Raw genomic sequence first — 18,704 nt, forward strand, 5'->3', positions numbered from 1 at the left:
GAACTCCTCACAGAAGTCCCTTAGTCGATGGGACGGCATCCCCCAATCGCCCATCTTTTTCTGCGGCAATCCGAAGGGCGTGTGCAAGCGCCTTGAATACAGCCTCTACCTTATGATGCGAGTTCGTTCCATAGAGAATCTTCACATGCAGTGTGATCCCAGCATGCACGGCAAAGGCACGAAGAAACTCCTCCGTCAGCTCTGTATCAAAGGAACCGATCATTGGCGCCATGGGAACATCCCCGGGATCATAGACGAGAAATGGGCGGCCGCTGATATCCAGTGCGACAAAGGCAAGGGTCTCGTCCATCGGAAGATAGAAAGAACCATATCGCGTTATGCCGCGTTTATCGCCAAGAGCAGCATGAAATGCCTGCCCCAGCGTAATGCCAATATCCTCAATGGAGTGATGTCCATCGACTTCGATATCTCCATTGCATTTCACATGGAGATCAAACTGACCATGCGCAGAAAAGAGTGTCAGCATGTGGTCGAAGAAGCCAATACCGGTGGAAATCTCTGATATTCCCGTACCGTCCAAACTAATGGAGACAGAGACATCTGTTTCTTCTGTTTTTCTGTGTGTTTTTGCACAGCGCTTATTCATGGATGTTCCTCCACAAAAGACTTCATGACGCGATAGACTGCATCGTTTTCCTCTGGACGACCGATGGAAACCCGCAGCATATTTTCGAGCTGCGTAGTCTTACCAAAACTTCGTACGCCGATCCCATGTTTGATAAACGCTTTGTTCAGCGCGTCTGCGTGAGGATAATGAATCAGAATGAAATTTGCATGAGATGGATAGACCGTCACAGAATGGAGCTGTCTATACTTTTCCTGCATACGCTCACGTTCCGCACAGATCATTTGAATCTGCGGCTCAAACTCCGAGCGCATTTGAAAGACGGTATCTGCTGTGACCAGTGACGGAACGTTGATATGATACGGCATATAGGTCTTTTCCACCATCGCAATGGCATCCCTATGTGCCAGCATATAACCGACACGACACGAGGCAAGTGCATACGCTTTTGAGAAGGTACGTGCAATCATGATATGTGGATATTTTTTCAGCAGCGGCAGAGCCGTATTTCCATAAAACTCAATGTACGCTTCATCAATCAGAAATGCACATGAGATATTCTCTGCGATACATTCAATATCTTCCATTGTCAATACTTGCCCCGTCGGATTGTTCGGGTTGCAGATTACTGCAAGGGAGGCATCGCTTTGATTGACCGTCTGGATGAAGGTCTCTACATCCAGTGTATAATCCTCGTTCAGAAGAACAGGAACAGCGGAAGCATCTGCCACGGCAGCATAGATTCCGTACATGGAAAATGACGGGGTTGGATAAACGATCTTATGTCTATCATCACCGCCAAAGGCGTAAAATACCTTCTCTATGATCTCGCTTGAACCATTTCCAATGATGACATTTTCTTTACGATACCCGTACGCCTCCCCAATCTGCTCACAGAGCAGATCATATTCTTCGTTGGGATAGCGTGAAAATGCTACACGTGACAGGCGCGTCATAACCCGTTCCTCTACCAAAGGGGGAAGCCCGATATTTGATTCGTTGGCATTCACCTTGATGTGCCAATCCTGTTCACTTGTATCATAGTGTGGCATCAACGCCAATCCATCACGATAGTTCAGCATATTCTCCCCTCCTCATCCGAATTGCACGCGCATGTGCCTCGAGCCCTTCTGTTTCGGCAAGACGAATGATATCATCGCTGACATCCTCAAGGGCTTTCTGCGTATAGGATATGATGCTTGTACGTTTCATGAAAGTCTCTACATTTAGAACAGAATAGAATCGCGCCGTCCCTCCCGTCGGCAGAACATGATTTGGTCCTGCGAAATAGTCCCCGAGCGGCTCCGGAGAATATTCTCCGATAAAGATAGCTCCGGCGCATCTGATCTGAGGAAGCGTATGGAACGGATCTCCGAGGAGCAGCTCAATGTGCTCGGGTCCAGATACATTCGCAAGATGAATCGCCTGCTCCATATTCTCTGTTACGATAATACGTCCGTTGGCTTCCAGAGATGCACTTGCGATATCCTTACGCGGAAGTGTTTCCAACTGGCGCAGCACCTCATTCATGGATTGCTCCGCCAACGATTTGTCATCTGTGATGAGAATACTCGACGCAAGAGGGTCATGTTCTGCCTGACTGAGCAAATCTGCGGCTATGTATGAAGGGGACGCACTGTCATCGGCCAGAATCAGAATTTCGCTTGGTCCCGCAAGCATATCAATATCGACGTGACCGTATACTTCCTTCTTTGCAAGTGTCACAAAAAGATTCCCGGGTCCCGTGATCTTATCGACACGGGGAACACATTCTGTCCCATAAGCCATCGCTGCGATTGCCTGTGCACCGCCCATTTTGAATATTTTATGAATACCGAGGAAGCGAGCGGCAACAAGAACGTATGGGTTTATCGCACCATCCTTGGTCGGAACAGACATAATGATCTCTCCAACACCAGCAACAAGAGCGGGAATCGCATTCATAAGAACCGACGAAGGATATGACGCTGTTCCTCCAGGGACATAGATGCCGACACGAGCGAGTGGAAGAATCACCTGACCGAGAATCGAGCCGTGTGCGCGGTAAGTCATCCACGCACGAGGTTTTTGCTCCTCATGATAGGAGAAGATATTGTCAGCCGCCTTTTTGAGCGAGGCGACGACGTCCGGATCAGCCTTGCGCTCAGCTTCACAAAATTCCTTCTCCGACACCATCAAGCTGTCCGATGTCAGATCAACACAATCCAGTAATTTGGTGTAGTGAAAGAGTGCCTCATCCCCCTTATCCCGCACATCTCGAACAATGCGATGAACAAGCGCAGTCGGCGAAAGATCTTCCCCGAAGATTTGCATATTGCTCTGTCGTATACAGTCGCTAAGCGTCAGCTCATCAAACGCCTTCTTTTTGAGCAGATCTTCGGCAGCACCTATGCCAATATCTGCAACAGAAACAATATTCATCGGACTTCCCCGCTTTCTAAAACTTGTTTCAAATCGTTGACGATGTTATAAATACGATCGAACTTTAGCTTAAAGCTCACGCGATTGGCAATGAGGCGGGCACTGACATCCATAATGTGTACGACCTCTTCTAAGTCGTTCTCTGCGAGTGTAGTTCCGGTCTCCACAATATCGACAATACTCTCGGAAAGCCCCACAATCGGCCCCAATTCAATTGATCCGTTCAGCTTGATATACTCCATCTGCATTCCCTGCTGTGCAAAGAATTGCTCCGCGATATGCGGATACTTCGTTGCCACTCGCGTGTGTGCATAATCGGTGAGATGTGCACGTTTCTCCGCACGCGGCACAGCCATCATGAGCCGACATTTTCCGAACCCGAGATCAAGCAGCTCATAGACATCCTGCTCAGACTCCAGCAGCACATCCTTACCGATGATACCAATATCTGCTGCGCCATACTCCACGTATGTGGGCACGTCCGATGTTTTTGTGATGATGAATTGAACCTTGTGCGCATCATTTGAAATCACAAGTTTACGAGATTTTTCACTGAGGTTGTCTGCTGTGATTCCAATTTTCTGAAATAGATGTGCGGATAGAGAGAACAGTTTTCCTTTTGGCAAGGCGATTGTCAAATAATCAGCAGCATATTTTTCCATGTAATCCCCTCTTATCCTTTAGTTGGTTAAAGAGCTAATATAATCGTATACTACCACGTTGGAGATAATAGGTCAACCAATCAAAAAGGATTTTTACCTCTTATCGCGAATACTCTGTAAGTATATAGAAAATTCATCCATACAAAAGGAGTCGCAGATGGCACTTCAAATATTATCATTTGTAAGATTAAGTGATAAACAAATAGGTCTCATCCATCAAAGCTATCCACATTGTCAATGCAGATGTATACGTCCATCGGAAGTCGGTGACGTTCTTTCCGAGATAGATATTCTGTTGGGTTATGATGCGCAAATGGACATGGAGAAGTATCTCCCCCAAATGCCGCGCCTCCAATGGATCCATACGTATAGTGCGGGCGTTGAAAAACTTCTATCGAACGTGACGTTCTCTCAGTCCGATATACTGCTGACAAATTCGCGCGGCATTCATGGCATCCCCATGGCAGAGCATGTACTTGGGACAATGCTTGCGTCCGGCAGGTGCCTCATCGAGGCATGGGAAAATCAAAAGGCACGTATATGGAAGCGCTTGACGGAGCCTGACGAGCTGTTTGGAAAAACTGCAGCCATCATCGGGTTGGGCAGCATCGGCAGAGAGATTGCAAAACATCTCAAAAATATGGGGATGCGTGTTGTTGCAGTAAAGCAAACAACATCTATCGAGCCGTTTGTCGATCAGTTATTTACGATCGATCATCTGCCAGCGGCACTGTCCTGTGCGGACTACATAATCGTTACCCTTCCCTTGACACCGCAGACCAAAAAATTATTTAACCGCAAAACATTTGACATGATGAAAGAAAATGCATTCTTCATCAATGTATCCAGGGGCGATATCGTCGAAGAAGCCGACTTAGAGGAGGCTCTTACGACAAAGCGCATACGCGGAGCCTCCCTTGATGTTTTCACGACCGAGCCGCTTCCAGAGGATTCTCCGTTGTGGGATGTGCCGAATTTGTTTATCACACCGCACCACTCGGCGATATCCCCCATGTATCTGGATCGATCCCTCAAAATTTTTCGCAACAACTTACAGATCTTCCCGCAGCGTATTGGGATGCTCAATGTAGTAGACAAGCAGCGCGGTTACTGAGCCGCACATGTTCAATTCCATGCATCCGCCTGTTTTAATATGGACAGCACCAGAGAATCCTCTGGTGCTGCTTTTTTTTGATGATATTGAATGATTTCCGCTTCTTTCACAGTGCCGATTGCACGCAATTTATCTGCACCGATATACGGATGACTGACGTAGACGTATAGCGCCATTCCGATTCTTCCACGAATACGCCGTGAATCTTTCACGCGGGTGAAATAAGGGATAGCGGATGGAACAAATCGATATAGGAGGACGGCGAGCACCTTTCCCCAGATATCAGCCGTCCCTTTTGTACGTCCAATATCATGGAGCAATGCGCAGCGCGTGAGCAGGAGATACTCAGCCGTATCCATGTGTCCATGTTCTGTATAGAGTTCTTGTGCTGTAAGTGCGACACGAAAGGCATGATACTGATCTGCCGCATGCATATCATAGAAAAGCTTTTGCTCCGCAGAGCTAAGATACGACCGCACAAAGTCATGTCCTTTCGCATCAAGCCGCCCGAACAAAGCGCGCATAAACTGATGAATCCGCTGTCTCATCCGAAATACTCTAACAATTCATATCCCCGTGCTGCGCAGGATTGTTCGGCACATGTACGGGACTGCTCCTTCATCCCAAGTTCCACAACCTTGCCCGCCCGACGAAGCTCCGTCGCTCGCCGGATCGCATTATCAATGCAAGCATCTGTATAGCCGATATACACATCTTTAGAGGAAGGCCGAATTTGTACTCCTTGGCGAGAAAGTGCAAGCAAAATTCTCTCCACACCGAGAGCAAAACCCGTTGCCGGCATGGGATGTCCATATTCTGTCAAAAGATGATCATAGCGACCGCCACCACATAACGGAAATCCCAATCCGATTGAATAGCCCTCAAAAACCATTCCTGTATAGTAGTTAAAATCTCGGATGGTACCAAGATCAAAGCGAACATAATCCTCATAACCGTATGACTGGATCAGCGCATAAATTGCGGCAAGATTGTCAACAGCTGACCGGCTCTGCGTATTGAGAGGAAGATCATAGAGTCGTTTCAGCAGGTCATCCTTGCCATTCAGCAACGGCAGCGTCTTCAGTGTTTCTCTGGCCTCAAGCGAAAGAGGCAATGCGTCAATCAGCTGATTCATGAAGACAATATCATGACGTTCTATTGCGGACTTGAACTCCTTGCACTGCTCATCCTCGATCTCATAATATGCCAGCATACCATCAAGGAAATCGACTTGTCCCATGTGTATCTGAAAATCCTTGATTCCGCATGTAAGAACGGACTCGATTGCCAAAGCAACAATTTCAGCGTCTGAGGCAGGTGTATCACTCCCCATTAGCTCTACTCCCGCTTGATGGAATTCACATTGACGCCCCATCTGCGTTTGCTCCACACGAAATACGTTGCCCAAATAGGACAATTTCAAAGGAGTGGGCGCATCCTTCAGACGGCTGCTGACCAGTCTTGCAATCGGCGTTGTCATTTCGTTGCGGAGAGCAAGAGGCTTGTTCTGATTCCCCAACAGCATAAATAGAGAATTCTCCTCCGATATGCGTGGTGCCAATGTTTCCAGATGTTCAATGGTAGGCGTGACGACCTCATCATATCCCCACAGCCGAAACAGACCGGACAGGTTATTTTCCATGTGCCGCATTTCTGCTGCATCTTCGGGCAGGAGATCTCGTGTTCCGTATGGTGTTTCCAAAATAAGTTTTTCAGATTTCATCGAAGGTTCTCCTTATCAATCAGCGGTTCAGAAATCCCCTTTTCAAGTACGAGCGTATATCCGTCTGCACCGTAATTCAGACATCGTTTAACACGGCTGATGGTCGCAGTACTGGCTCCGGTATGTGCCACAATATCGTCATACGTATTTCCGGCATACAGCATACGGGCAACATCCAGGCGCTGTGCCATCGCACGGAGTTCCCCGATCGTACAGACATCTTCAAAGAATTGGTAGCACTCCTCCATGGTATCCAGCGAAAGGATGGCACGACACAGTTGATCGGTTAGATCATCTCTCAATTTTTGATTTACCATTATAGATCCCTCTCATGAATACTCCGACTCATTTGCTTATTTGCTCACAGTATATCACAGAATCAAGCCTACGAAAAGTTGAGACAGCGATCCCCGTATCAATCAAGAAGAAAAATGCAGCACAATATCCTTACCATCCCATGCTGTTTGATCGGTCGGAACAGAGATACGAACTATCTTTTCCTCATTGTTTTCCGTGCCAGTGTCAACGATTTCCTCTACCGTCCCCTGCTCAGAAAAACCGTTCAGCTCATATTGAACAAATTGTCCCGGATAAACGCGATCTGCAAGCGCGCTCGGTATTTCCGCCTCGATCCGACAGTTATCCATAATACGCAAAGATAGAATATCGTCTCCGCTCTCAATACGATCTCCTTCTTTTACGAAAATCTGCGACACCGTACCTTCGCGCACAGCAAAGAGTCCTGTCGTTCCCGTATGGTCACGCGCTTTCGCAAATAGAGCCTCCGCTTTTTTTAGCTGCTCCTCTGCCGCCCGTATTGCGACAGGGTTTGGTGCTTCTGCAGTTTGCCCACTGCCCACAGTCAGCATATTTTTTTCCTGCTCGTATGCCGCAATAGCTTCCTTTCTTTTCGCTGCGCTGACTGCCCCCATTTCATATAGTTCATTCATGCGCTCCATACGCACGCGCGCTGACTCTAAGGCCTCTGTTGGTACGGGGATACTCTGCGCCGCCACTGTTCCATATTGGATTTGTTCGATGTTCTTTTGTGCGAGTTCTACATTCTTTTTCAAGTGTGCAAGTTCCTCGTCTGAGCATACATTCTGTACTGTGACAAGGAGTGCTCCCCGCACAATAGATGCTCCTTCCTCTGTATGTATTTCTTGAACAATCATTGGATTTGCTGCCTGTAATATGCTTTGCTCGTAGACAAGACGCGCATTTGATATTATAAATTGATCCGATTGCCTCATCCCATACAGTAGGAAAAATGAAAGACAGGTGACAACGAACAAAAAAATGGTAAGAAACAGATATGTTCTCCTTTTTAGGAGCTCGGTAATGTCGTTTTCCATAGCAGCCTCTAAAAAATATGGCTGTCAGCAATGTGACAGCCATGAGCCAATGTATCATATTAGGAAAGCACCGAAAAATTCAGCCGCGCCATCTTAGCGCATCTTTTTCTCCCGCACTTCGCCGGCAAATCTTCCACATAGCCCTTGCTATGCGTCCGGTTTTCCTCCTTGTTCGGATGAAAAATCTACGTCAATCTGAGGGGCTATTTTATCAGTGATTCCTTAGACAGATGTCTGCTGACGTATGACCGCAACCGCTTCTTCAAATGCCTGCGGGAGTTGTTCCGGATTCTTGCCGCCAGCCTGAGCCATATCGGGACGTCCACCGCCGCCTCCGCCGACGGCTTTTGCAGCCGCCTTGATGATATTGCCCGCATGTGCTCCTAGCTTCACTGCTATCTTATCCGCCTTGACTACCAGACTGACCTTATCGTCAATAACAGCACCAAGAACCACAATCCCGCAATCCAGCTTCTCACAGGTAAGATCCGCAATGTTGCGAAGTTCATCCATGGAGTCGACATTGGCTTTTCCCACAACCACATGGAACTTTCCAATCTCTTGAACGCCCATAAGAAGCTTCTGTGCATCCGCCTTATCACGGAACTCGGCAAAACTCCGCAGCTGCTCCTGCATAGACTTTCTCTCGCTCATAAACTTATCAATTTGTGCAACAAGCTCCTCGGATCTCGTCTTTAGTTTATGTGAGAGTTCCTGCACGGTCCGTGCCATTTCTGTCGCATAAGCAAACGCAGCACAACCGGTAATTGCCTCGATGCGGCGCACACCGGCCGCAACGCCCGATTCACTGACAATCTTGAACAGGCCAATCTGTCCCGTGTTGGTTACATGAGAACCACCGCAGAGCTCGATGCTGAAGTTTGGGACACGAACGACACGGACAATATCGCCGTACTTCTCTCCGAAGAGCGCCATCGCACCAAGTGCCTTTGCCTCATCAATCGGCATCGTGGAGATATGGAGGTCAATCGAACGAAGTATCTCTTCATTGACAAGCTCTTCGACATCGCGAAGCTGCTGCTCGCTCACAGGTTCAAAGTTTGTGAAATCAAAGCGAAGCCGTTCCGGTGTAACAAGTGAGCCCGCCTGCTGTACATGATCGCCGACAACGCGCTGAAGTGCCGCCTGTAAGAGATGGGTTGCCGTATGGTTTCGCGCAGATGATAGTTTTTTCGTTGTATCAAGGCAGATTTCCACGGAGTCACCGCGTTGGATCTGTCCTTCCTCGACGTACGCCACATGATAGACCGTTCCATCTGGCAGACGCTTCGTGTTGCTAACGGTGATATATCCCAGATCACTGCGCAGAACACCCTCGTCCCCGACCTGCCCGCCGCCTTCTGCGTGGAATGGTGTCGTGCTCAGAATGATTCCGGCACTCTCTCCATCACGGAGCGAGTCGACGAGTTCTCCTTCACGCCAGATTGCGACAACGGTCGCTTTCGTTGCCGCTGCATCCTCTGACAGGCTTCCGGTATCTATGCCCGAGAGATCGGGAACAGATACCGCCTGATTTTCTGCACGTGCACTCCTTGCACGCATGCGCTGCTTCTCCATCTCTCCCTGAAAGCCCTCACCATCCAAGGTGATTCCATTTTCGTGGAGAATCTCCTCGGTCAGCTCACACGGGAATCCATACGTGTCATAGAGTTTGAAACCGACTTCACCGGGGAGAACGGTCTCATTAGCAGACTTCAGTCGCGTAACTTCATTATTCAGAAGTTCAATGCCCTGTGCCAGCGTGGACGCGAAACGATCCTCCTCAACGCGGATCACACGCTTGATATAGTCCTGTTTTGCGAGAAGCTCGCCAAAATCCTTTGCATCACGGAAAATCTCAACAACAGCATCCACCGCACCATCAAGGAATGGCTTTGTTATCCCAAGCATACGCCCATGACGGATTGCACGGCGAAGCGTGCGGCGCAGAACGTATCCGCGTCCTTCATTCGACGGAAGTATGCCGTCCATAATCATGATGGCGACGGAGCGCGCATGGTCGGCAATAACCTTGAGTGAAATGTCTTTTTTCGGATCTGTGCCGTATGGCACATCCGATACTTTAGACATATACTCAATAATCGGATAGAGAAGGTCTGTCTCAAAGTTTGTTTTCTTGTTCTGCACAACAGAGGCAAGGCGCTCCAATCCGCAGCCCGTATCAATATTCTTGTGTGCGAGGAGATTGTACTCTCCTTCCTCCGTACGATCATACTGGGTAAAGACAAGATTCCATATCTCGAGAAAGCGATCACAGTCGCAGCCAACCCCGCACGTCGGTTCACCACAACCGCGTTCCTCACCAAGATCGATGTAGATCTCGGAATCCGGTCCACAGGGACCTGGACCGATTTCCCAGAAGTTATCCTCCAATGCGACAATATGATCCGGCGACACATCAGTCTCTTCTAACCATATCGCGCGTGCCTCATCATCCTCCGGATAGATGGAAACCCAGAGCTTGTCTTTTGGAAGTTCGACGACTTCCGTCAGGAATTCCCAGGCCCACGGAATCGCCTCCCTCTTAAAGTAATCGCCAAAGGAGAAGTTTCCAAGCATCTCAAAGAAGGTCTGATGACGCGCCGTACGTCCGACATTCTCGATGTCTCCGGTACGAACCGAACGCTGACAGGTAACGATACGGTTTCTGGGAGGTTTCATCTTTCCTGTAAAAAAAGGCTTCAACGGTGCCATACCCGCACCAATCAGAAGAAGCGTAGGATCGTTTTCCGGCACAAGGGAGTAACTGGGCAAACGAAGGTGGCCCTTTTTTTCTGCGAAAAACTGCAAATAGGCTTCCCGCAGTTCGTTTCCTGTCATATATTTCAACGTAATCGCCCTCCTAATACCATATTCGCAAAGAACTTGAGTGTGCGTAAGTATAGCATAAAATCATGGAAAAATATAGGAATCTAGAATTGTCAACTCGGTATACATGTACCTATATTATACAGTCACATGATACTTTTTACCAGTTCCTTTGCCTGTTCCTCCGTCATCAGGATCTCGCGCGGCTTATTGCCACCGGCGCTTGGTCCGATGATGCGCAGCTCCTCCATCGTGTCGACCAATCGTGCCGCTCTTGTATACCCAACACCCAATCTGCGCTGAATGTTGGATGAGGATGCCTGTCCTGTAGACATGACGAGTTCAACCGCATCTGGGAGAAGCAGATCCTGCTTGATCTGAACCCCATCATCTTCCGTGCTGTCATTTTCTGTCGCTTCGCTCTCCATGAAGTCAATGAGTTCCTCGTTCTCATTGATCTCCTGCCCTTGTGCACGAATATAGTCCAGAAGCATTTCAACTTCCTCGTCACTGATAAACGCACCCTGCACGCGAATAGGCTTGGCCGCACCCTGCGGAGAAAACAGCATATCTCCTTTCCCAAGCAGTGTCTCCGCTCCGCCGCGATCCAAGATTGTGCGTGAATCTACCTGGGACGAGACGGCAAAGGAGATTCGGGACGGAAGGTTTGCCTTGATGATACCCGTGATAACATTGACCGATGGTCGCTGTGTCGCGAGAATCATGTGGATTCCTGCAGCACGCGCTTTTTGCAGAATTCTGCAGATTGCATCCTCCACATCCCGTGGAGAAACCATCATAAGATCAGCTAGCTCATCAATCACAATGATGATGAACGGAATTCTCTCCTCCGGATAGCGGCGATTGAACGTCTTGATATCGCGGACTCCATGATTTGCAAAGATCGAATAGCGTTTTTCCATCTCCTGCACTGCCCAATTTAAGACGGAGGACGCTTTCTTGGGATCGGTCACAACCGGTACCATGAGATGTGGAATCCCGTTGTAATTGGAGAGTTCCACCATCTTGGGGTCAATCAGAATGAACTTCACTTCATCCGACGTTGCTTTGAACAGAATGCTTGATATGAGTGTGTTGATGCACACGGATTTACCGGATCCAGTTGCACCAGCGACCAAAAGATGCGGCATCTTCCCGATATCCGCGAAAATTGCATGACCGCTAATGTCCATGCCAAGACCTACTGTGAGTTTGGAAGCTGCTTCCTGAAACTCAGGATTCTCCAATACCTCTCGAAGCTGAACCCCCTCCAACGTACGGTTCGGGATCTCGATGCCAATTGCCGCCTTGCCGGGAACCGGTTCGATACGTACCGAGGATGTTGCCATCTGCAGGGCAATGTCCTCCGCAAGATTCGTAATCTTGCTCACTTTCACCCCTGGAGCAGGTTCCAGATCATAGCGCGTGACTGCAGGACCATGACAGGTGCTGACGACCTTCGCATTTACATGGAAACTTTCGAGTGTCTGCTGTAAAATCCGCGCATTATCCTTGATTTCCTGCGCAAGCATCTCGTTCGCTTTCTTGATATGCTTGGAAAGAATCTGTGTGACTTTGGGAAGTACGTACGGATGCTGACCGTTCTCGTCCACAGCAGACACCGTTGGAGCTGCGGGTGCTGAGTGAGAAGACATCTCTGCTTCTGCTGCCGGCACGAGAGGAAGAACATCCTGTATATCATCCGTCACGTCTTCTATCACGGGCGGATCAATCACCGTAGGCTCTTCTGCAATACATTCCTCCTGTATTGGAGGAATGTCGGTCTGCGTCTCTTCCCTTCGTCCACTGTCAAGCTCATCATCGTCTATGGGAATAGAAACATCTTTCTCCACCTGATTAAGCGTCGGCTCTTTCACCGCGATGGGACACTCCAGTTCCTCGGAGGCAGGTGCGATACGTTCTGCATTGTCGAAGGACGCACCTTCTGGTTCACGCATTGGAACTTCCAAATTTTTTGCGATATCAACAGATGCGAGTGCTTCATCTGCCTCCAAAAACATCGGATCATTCGCCTGATTGTACGGGGTTGCCGAAAGTGTATGATGAACAATCGCGGCTGTTTTTGTTTCAATTTTTTCTGCCGCAACACTTACTTTGTCGCACGTGGTACTGATAACAGCCCCTGCAGCAGTTGCCCCTTTTTTCGCCTGTTCTTTTGTCTTCATATAGCCGGAGGCAAGCGACCATGTTGTCGCCAAGAGTACAGATCCCACAATGATGGTGCTCAGCAGAATGATCGCGCCGTCTACCCCAAAACAAGTACGCAATATGAGAAGAAAGCCCCCACCGACCAATCCTCCGCCGTCTGCGAGATTCTGCGGAAGGATTTCCTCATCAACGGGCACTACAAAATGATGCCATACGGCGAGAAGTGCAATGTATATACCGATGATGCCAAAGAATTTTTTTGTATAGAGCAACCCGCGATGATGAATAATGTATTGCAGGCTGATGAGGGCGATGACCAAGATCGCAAAAGGAGCTCCCCAGCCGAACAAGTAGCGAAAGAGATCCGCAAAGAAAAAGCCAACAAAACCAACGTTCCATCCGAGAATACCTACTGCCGAAATAAGAGCAAAAGAAAGAAGGATAAGACCGATGAGTTCATACTTCCGTCCTGATTCGTTCGGTGTTGTACTCCTCCGTTTGGTGGAGACAGACCGCGACGTTCGTCGGCCGGAACTTTTCTTTCCCAAAAACAATCCCTCCATATCACAGTATGCCCCCGCTCTGGGAGAGCGGAGGCATAGCAAATAAATCACCGTTGTCTACAATACAGCAGTATACTATTTTGTCAGCCGATCTGCAACTTTTTGCGCTTCAAACAGAATGCGATCTTCATCCAAGGTCTTGAGCGCACTGTGTTCCATGAGAACTTTTCCGTTCACCATCACCGTATCAACCGACGAGGATTTCGCAGAATATGCAAGGAGTGACACAGGGTTATAGCACGGTGTCCATGCTGCTCCGTGCATGGAGAAGAGCACAATGTCTGCCTTATCTCCTGCCTGCAGTCGGCCGACACCGTGGAGGGAGAGTGCCCGTGCGCCGTATTCCGTCCCCATCTTAACTGCAGTAAGTGCCGGTACGGCAAGTGGATCGAGCGTATCCACCTTATGGAGCAGTGCCGCAAGCTGGACTTCATCCAGCATATCCAGATTATTGTTGCTGGATGCACCATCTGTTCCAAGTGCGACACAGATACCTTCTGCCAAGAGACGCGGAACAGGTGCTGTTCCGCTCGCGAGTTTCATATTGCTGCCGGGGTTGTGCGCAACACGAATATGATACTTCTTAATGATATCAATATCCTCATCGTCCAAATGAACACAATGTGCGGCAAGTGTACCGTTTTCAAACAGTCCCGTCGAAGCGACATGGGCGAATGGCCGCTTTCCATATTCCTTCAGGCAGTTCTCGATCTCGCCCACAGTTTCCGACATGTGGATATGTACCTCAGCACCAAGCGCCTGTGCCTTTGCGGCAACCTTCTTTAAGTAGTCCGGCGGACAAGTGTAGAGCGCATGAGGGCCAAACATGACGGTAATACGGCCGTCTGCAGCACCATGGAAATTCTCATAGAGAGACGCATTTTCCTCCAGCTTCTTCTCGCTGTCCGGCACAACACCAATGAGCCCTCTCGATAGTACACCGCGCAGCCCGGATGTCTCGACGACTTCGGCAACGCGTTCCATATCTGGCCCGTACATATCGGCAAACGACGTTGTCCCGCTGCGGATCATCTCGACAGCAGCGAGCATAGCGCCCCAGTAGATATCATCCGAGCGCAGATTTGCCTCGATCGGCCAGATCATCTGCTCCAGCCAATCCATCAGTTTCATATCGTCTGCATAGCTGCGCAGGAGTGTCATAGACGCATGCGTATGTGCATTGACAAATCCAGGGATTGCAAAGTGATCCGTTCCGTCAATCGTATGATCCGCTTGAAAAGTGGCAGGAACATCTCCCACAGATGTGATCCGATCATCAGTGACGGCAATATTGGCCGGCGCCGTAGTGCCATCGGGCAAAAGTGCCGTGACATTCTTAATCAGCGTATTCAATGCAGTCTCTCCTATGCCAAGCCGAGATATTCTCTCTGCTCCGCACTCAGTTCATCAATGGAAACACCGAGTGAGTTCAGTTTGATATTTGCAATCTCGACATTGATCTCATCCGGCATGAGGTGTACGCCCTTCTTCATTTCTTTTCCATGGCGTACCAGATGAAGTGCAGAGAAGAACTGCACACCAAACGAGAGATCCATGATCTCGGCAGGATGTCCATCGCCTGCCGCGAGGTTGACCAATCGACCTTCCGCCAAGAGATAGAGCCGGCGCCCATCGGGCTGAACAAACTCTCTGATATTGTCGCGTACGACTTCATTGGACACAGAGCCCTCGGTCAGTTCTGGAATATTGATCTCAACATCGAAGTGACCGGAGTTCGCCATCATAGCGCCGTTTTTCATCACATCGAAGTGGCGTTTGCAGAGAATGTCCTTATTGCCCGTAAGTGTCAGGAAAATATCGCCAACCTTTGCGGCTTCATCCATTGGCATGACGTAGAAGCCATCAAAAACCGCCTCAATCGCCTTAATCGGATCGACCTCCGTAATAATGACGTTTGCACCAAGCCCGCGTGCACGCATTGCTCCGCCCTTGCCGCACCAGCCGTATCCCGCAATGACGACCGTCTTGCCTGCAATGACGAGGTTCGTCGTGCGCATAATGCCGTCCCATGTGGACTGACCGGTTCCATAGCGATTGTCAAAGAGATACTTGCAGTATGCGTCATTTGCCGCAATCATCGGGAATTCAAGTTTGCCCTGGCGTTCCAATGCCTTGAGCCTGTGTACGCCCGTTGTCGTTTCTTCCGAGCCGCCAATGAGTCCGGGAAGAAGATCGCGCCGCGTTGTATGAAGCATATCAACCAGATCCCCGCCATCATCAATGACAATATCCGGCTTGATATCGAGTGCCTTGTTGAAGAATACGGCGTATTCTTCCTCGGTGCATCCATGCCATGCAAAGACATGGATTCCCTCCTCCACGAGTGCCGCCGCAACATCATCCTGCGTGGACAGCGGATTGCTGCCCGTAACAGCAACCTCTGCGCCGGCGTGCTTGAAGATTGTCGCCATATAGGCGGTCTTTGCCTCAAGATGCAGGGTAATCACCATCTTGATGCCAGCAAACGGCTTCGTGACCGAATACTCCTTGTCGGCTGCCGCCATTACCGGCATAAATCGCTTCACCCAGTCAATCTTTGCGTGACCAGACGGTGCGAGTGCAATATCTCGAATCATTGATTCCATGTAAGATCTCCTCTTTAGTTTTCAATTCCTTTACGCGCAGGAACGCCCTGTTCATAGTAGTGGCGTACTTCCCGCATTTCTGTAATAAGATCTGCGCGATCCATCAACCATTGTGGGGCATTTCGCCCCGTACAAACGAGCTCCATTTCGACAGGAAGATTTTGCAGAAGTTTCTCCATTTGTTCCCGCTGGAGCAACCCAAAAGATAATGCAATATTGATTTCGTCAAGAATGACGAGATCAGCATCTCCTTTGAACATAACATCCATCACACGCTCGAATCCAGATGTGAGCAGGGCAACATAATCTGCCGGCGGCTGCCCTTTGGGGAAAATAACAACGTCATCGCCTAACAGGGCTCTCGCCTTTTCATCCATCATCCCCTCTTCTGCGACAAAGAAGGGCTTTCCGCTCGTTTCAAGCGTCATATTGGGCATTGCACGCAAGAGCCCCTGCTCACTGTAGGCAAGCCCCTTCATAAACTGCATCATGAACACGCGATGTCCCGCCCCAAGTGCGCGTATGGCAAGACCGATCGCAGCCGTTGTCTTTCCCTTTCCGTTTCCGGTATAGACCTGAATCATCAGAGAAGAGCCTTGTGGCTGACGTTGATGCGTCCCTTTTCATCAATTTCGACAACCTTGACCTCAAGCTGGTCGCCGATCTTGACAACATCCTCGACATTCTCCACGCGATGTTTTGCAAGCTGTGAGATATGACAAAGCCCCTCTTTGCCGGGCAAGAGTTCAACAAACGCACCAAATTTTAGGAAGCGTGTGACGCGTCCCGTATAGACCTCTCCTACCTCGACTTCGCGTACAATGTCCTCAATCATCTTGCGGGCGCAATCCATTGCCTCCATATTCGGAGATGTGATGAAGATGTTGCCATCCTCATGAATATCGATATCCACACCTGTTTCATCAATGATCTTACGGACGACCTTGCCCCCCGTTCCAATGACATCGCGAATCTTATCGATGTCAATGGTGATAACCTCCACGCGAGGCGCATACGGCGAAAGTTCTGCCGCCGGCTTGTCAATGCATGCGAGCATCTTTTCAAGAATGAACGCACGCCCCTCCTTTGCCTGTGCGAGAGCCGAGGCAAGAATATCCCGTGTGATTCCGGCGATCTTGATGTCCATCTGAATTGCCGTAATCCCTTTTGATGTACCGGCCACTTTAAAGTCCATATCACCAAGGGCATCCTCCATCCCTTGAATATCCGTAAGGATAGAGTAGTCATCCCCATCGCGCACAAGCCCCATCGCCACCCCAGAGACAGGACGCTTAATCGGAACTCCAGCACACATAAGCGACAGCGTGCTTCCGCAGACACTCCCCATCGAGCTCGATCCATTTGACTCAAGAATCTCCGAAACAAGACGAATCGTATAGGGGAAATCTTCAATCGATGGAATCATGGGAAAGAGCGCGCGTTCCGCAAGTGCTCCATGCCCGATCTCACGCCGACCGGGACTGCGCATGGGACGCGCCTCGCCGACACTGTACCCTGGGAAATTATAGTGATGCAGATAGTGTTTCGTTGTCTCAGGACCAAGTCCGTCGATGATCTGTTCGTCTCCAATCGAACCGAGCGTCGTGACGGTAAGCACCTGCGTCTGACCTCTCGTAAAGAGACCTGAACCGTGCGTACGCGGCAAAATGCCAACCTCACAGCTGACAGGGCGCACCTCATCCAACGCACGTCCATCTGGACGGATTTTTTCGTGCGTAATCATGTGGCGGACAATCCCCTTTTCGATCTTGTAAAGGATCTGTCCAATCTCTTTTGCAGCATCCGGATATTCCTCGACGAAATGCTCCACGGTCTCCGCCTTAATGGCAGAAATATCTGCGTCACGCGCAAGCTTGTCGCTGTTCCGTGTCGCGGCATCAAGGCGCTCCTCTGCATACGCACGCACCTCGAACTCCAGTTCCTCGGAAACAGCAAAAATCGCAGGAATGATCTTTTCTTTTCCACAGGCACTCTGAATATCGTTCTGAAACTCGACAAGGCGACGAATCTCAGCATGACCGAACAGGATCGCATCGAGAACGATCTCTTCGGAAAGTTCGTTTGCACCCGCCTCCACCATCATAACAGCATCGTGAGAACCGGCCACGGTAAGGTTCAGCTCCGAAACAGCGCGCTGTGCCTCCGTCGGGTTGATAACAAATGCACCATCAATATAACCGACACGCACGCCCGCAATCGGACCCATAAAGGGGATATCCGATACAGTGAGTGCACAGGAGGCACCGATCATAGCAGCGATTTCCGGCGGATTGTCCTGTTCCACAGAGAGAACGGTAGCAACGATTTGGACATCGTTCCGAAAGCCTTCGGGGAAAAGAGGACGAATAGGGCGGTCGATCAGGCGTGCACAAAGAACGGCATCACTGCTCGGTCGTCCCTCTCTCTTGATAAAGCCGCCGGGGATCTTCCCTGCAGCATACATTTTCTCCTCATAGTCCACCGTCAGCGGAAAGAAGTCAACGCCCTCGCGCGGGGCACTGGAAGCTGTCGCTGTGACCAAAACGACAGTGTCGCCATAGCGAACCAAGACAGCCCCATTCGCCTGTTTTGCCATCTTCCCGTACTCTATGGTCAGCGTTCGTCCGCCCAACTCCATCTCAAAGCATTGCATAATATCCTCCTAGGTGTTTTCAT

16 protein-coding genes are annotated in these 18,704 nt (G+C 49.6%); 1 reads left to right on the forward strand and 15 read right to left on the reverse strand.

Annotated elements, in window-relative coordinates:
• Positions 1 to 7 precede the first annotated feature (7 nt).
• Genes hisB through hisG form a run of 4 tightly spaced genes read right to left on the reverse strand, consistent with a single transcriptional unit; the run spans position 8 to position 3,669 of the window.
• Complete coding sequence (gene hisB / locus C8273_RS10950) at positions 8 to 607, reverse strand: imidazoleglycerol-phosphate dehydratase HisB (RefSeq protein WP_106627746.1); 600 nt, start codon at positions 605 to 607, stop codon at positions 8 to 10.
• Positions 604 to 1,668 carry a histidinol-phosphate transaminase gene (gene hisC / locus C8273_RS10955; protein WP_106627747.1) on the reverse strand — a complete coding sequence of 355 codons (1,065 nt, stop codon included), beginning with the start codon at positions 1,666 to 1,668 and terminating at the stop codon, positions 604 to 606. The genes hisB and hisC overlap by 4 nt, the downstream gene beginning before the upstream one ends.
• Positions 1,652 to 3,007 (reverse strand): histidinol dehydrogenase, encoded by a 1,356-nt coding sequence (gene hisD / locus C8273_RS10960; protein WP_106627748.1) that lies wholly within the window; start codon positions 3,005 to 3,007, stop codon positions 1,652 to 1,654. The genes hisC and hisD overlap by 17 nt, the downstream gene beginning before the upstream one ends.
• The gene (hisG, locus tag C8273_RS10965; protein WP_106627749.1) at positions 3,004 to 3,669 is read right to left on the reverse strand and encodes an ATP phosphoribosyltransferase; all 666 of its coding nucleotides are present in this window, start codon (positions 3,667 to 3,669) and stop codon (positions 3,004 to 3,006) included. Before hisG ends, hisD begins: the two co-directional genes overlap by 4 nt.
• Positions 3,670 to 3,826: 157 nt before the next feature.
• Here hisG and C8273_RS10970 point away from each other — a divergent pair, with 157 nt between their 5' ends.
• Entirely contained in the window at positions 3,827 to 4,783 is a 957-nt protein-coding gene (locus C8273_RS10970) for a D-2-hydroxyacid dehydrogenase (protein WP_106627750.1), read from the forward strand.
• Positions 4,784 to 4,794: 11 nt separating this feature from the next.
• On the opposite strand, the gene C8273_RS10975 is transcribed toward C8273_RS10970, so the two are convergent.
• The 11 genes from C8273_RS10975 to C8273_RS11025 form a co-directional block, all read right to left on the reverse strand.
• Complete coding sequence (locus tag C8273_RS10975; protein WP_106627751.1) at positions 4,795 to 5,331, reverse strand: HD-GYP domain-containing protein; 537 nt, start codon at positions 5,329 to 5,331, stop codon at positions 4,795 to 4,797.
• Positions 5,328 to 6,506 (reverse strand): ATP phosphoribosyltransferase regulatory subunit, encoded by a 1,179-nt coding sequence (gene hisZ / locus C8273_RS10980; protein WP_106627752.1) that lies wholly within the window; start codon positions 6,504 to 6,506, stop codon positions 5,328 to 5,330. The genes C8273_RS10975 and hisZ overlap by 4 nt, the downstream gene beginning before the upstream one ends.
• A complete protein-coding gene (locus tag C8273_RS10985; protein ID WP_106627753.1) occupies positions 6,503 to 6,823 on the reverse strand; it encodes a YerC/YecD family TrpR-related protein in 321 nt (106 codons plus the stop codon). The genes hisZ and C8273_RS10985 overlap by 4 nt, the downstream gene beginning before the upstream one ends.
• A gap of 102 nt (positions 6,824 to 6,925) precedes the next feature.
• Positions 6,926 to 7,861: an HlyD family secretion protein gene (locus C8273_RS10990; RefSeq protein WP_106627754.1), complete on the reverse strand. Its 936-nt coding sequence runs from the start codon at positions 7,859 to 7,861 to the stop codon at positions 6,926 to 6,928.
• Between the two features lie 59 nt (positions 7,862 to 7,920).
• Positions 7,921 to 8,046, reverse strand: a complete 126-nt coding sequence (locus C8273_RS13295; protein ID WP_106627820.1) for a secretion protein HlyD — start codon at positions 8,044 to 8,046, stop codon at positions 7,921 to 7,923.
• Positions 8,047 to 8,083: 37 nt separating this feature from the next.
• Complete coding sequence (gene alaS, locus C8273_RS11000; RefSeq protein WP_106627821.1) at positions 8,084 to 10,702, reverse strand: alanine--tRNA ligase; 2,619 nt, start codon at positions 10,700 to 10,702, stop codon at positions 8,084 to 8,086.
• Between the two features lie 134 nt (positions 10,703 to 10,836).
• Positions 10,837 to 13,422 carry an FtsK/SpoIIIE family DNA translocase gene (locus C8273_RS11005; protein ID WP_106627755.1) on the reverse strand — a complete coding sequence of 862 codons (2,586 nt, stop codon included), beginning with the start codon at positions 13,420 to 13,422 and terminating at the stop codon, positions 10,837 to 10,839.
• 75 nt (positions 13,423 to 13,497) lie between these two features.
• Positions 13,498 to 14,775: an amidohydrolase gene (locus C8273_RS11010; RefSeq protein WP_106627756.1), complete on the reverse strand. Its 1,278-nt coding sequence runs from the start codon at positions 14,773 to 14,775 to the stop codon at positions 13,498 to 13,500.
• Positions 14,776 to 14,786: 11 nt separating this feature from the next.
• A complete protein-coding gene (locus C8273_RS11015) occupies positions 14,787 to 16,028 on the reverse strand; it encodes an adenosylhomocysteinase (RefSeq protein ID WP_106627757.1) in 1,242 nt (413 codons plus the stop codon).
• A gap of 14 nt (positions 16,029 to 16,042) precedes the next feature.
• Positions 16,043 to 16,612 (reverse strand): cob(I)yrinic acid a,c-diamide adenosyltransferase, encoded by a 570-nt coding sequence (locus tag C8273_RS11020; RefSeq protein WP_106627758.1) that lies wholly within the window; start codon positions 16,610 to 16,612, stop codon positions 16,043 to 16,045.
• Entirely contained in the window at positions 16,612 to 18,681 is a 2,070-nt protein-coding gene (locus C8273_RS11025) for a polyribonucleotide nucleotidyltransferase (protein ID WP_106627759.1), read from the reverse strand. The genes C8273_RS11020 and C8273_RS11025 overlap by 1 nt, the downstream gene beginning before the upstream one ends.
• Between the last annotated feature and the right edge of the window lie 23 nt (positions 18,682 to 18,704).

It is taken from the genome of Candidatus Centipeda massiliensis (assembly GCF_900290285.1).
In the GTDB taxonomy this organism is placed as follows: domain Bacteria; phylum Bacillota; class Negativicutes; order Selenomonadales; family Selenomonadaceae; genus Centipeda; species Centipeda massiliensis.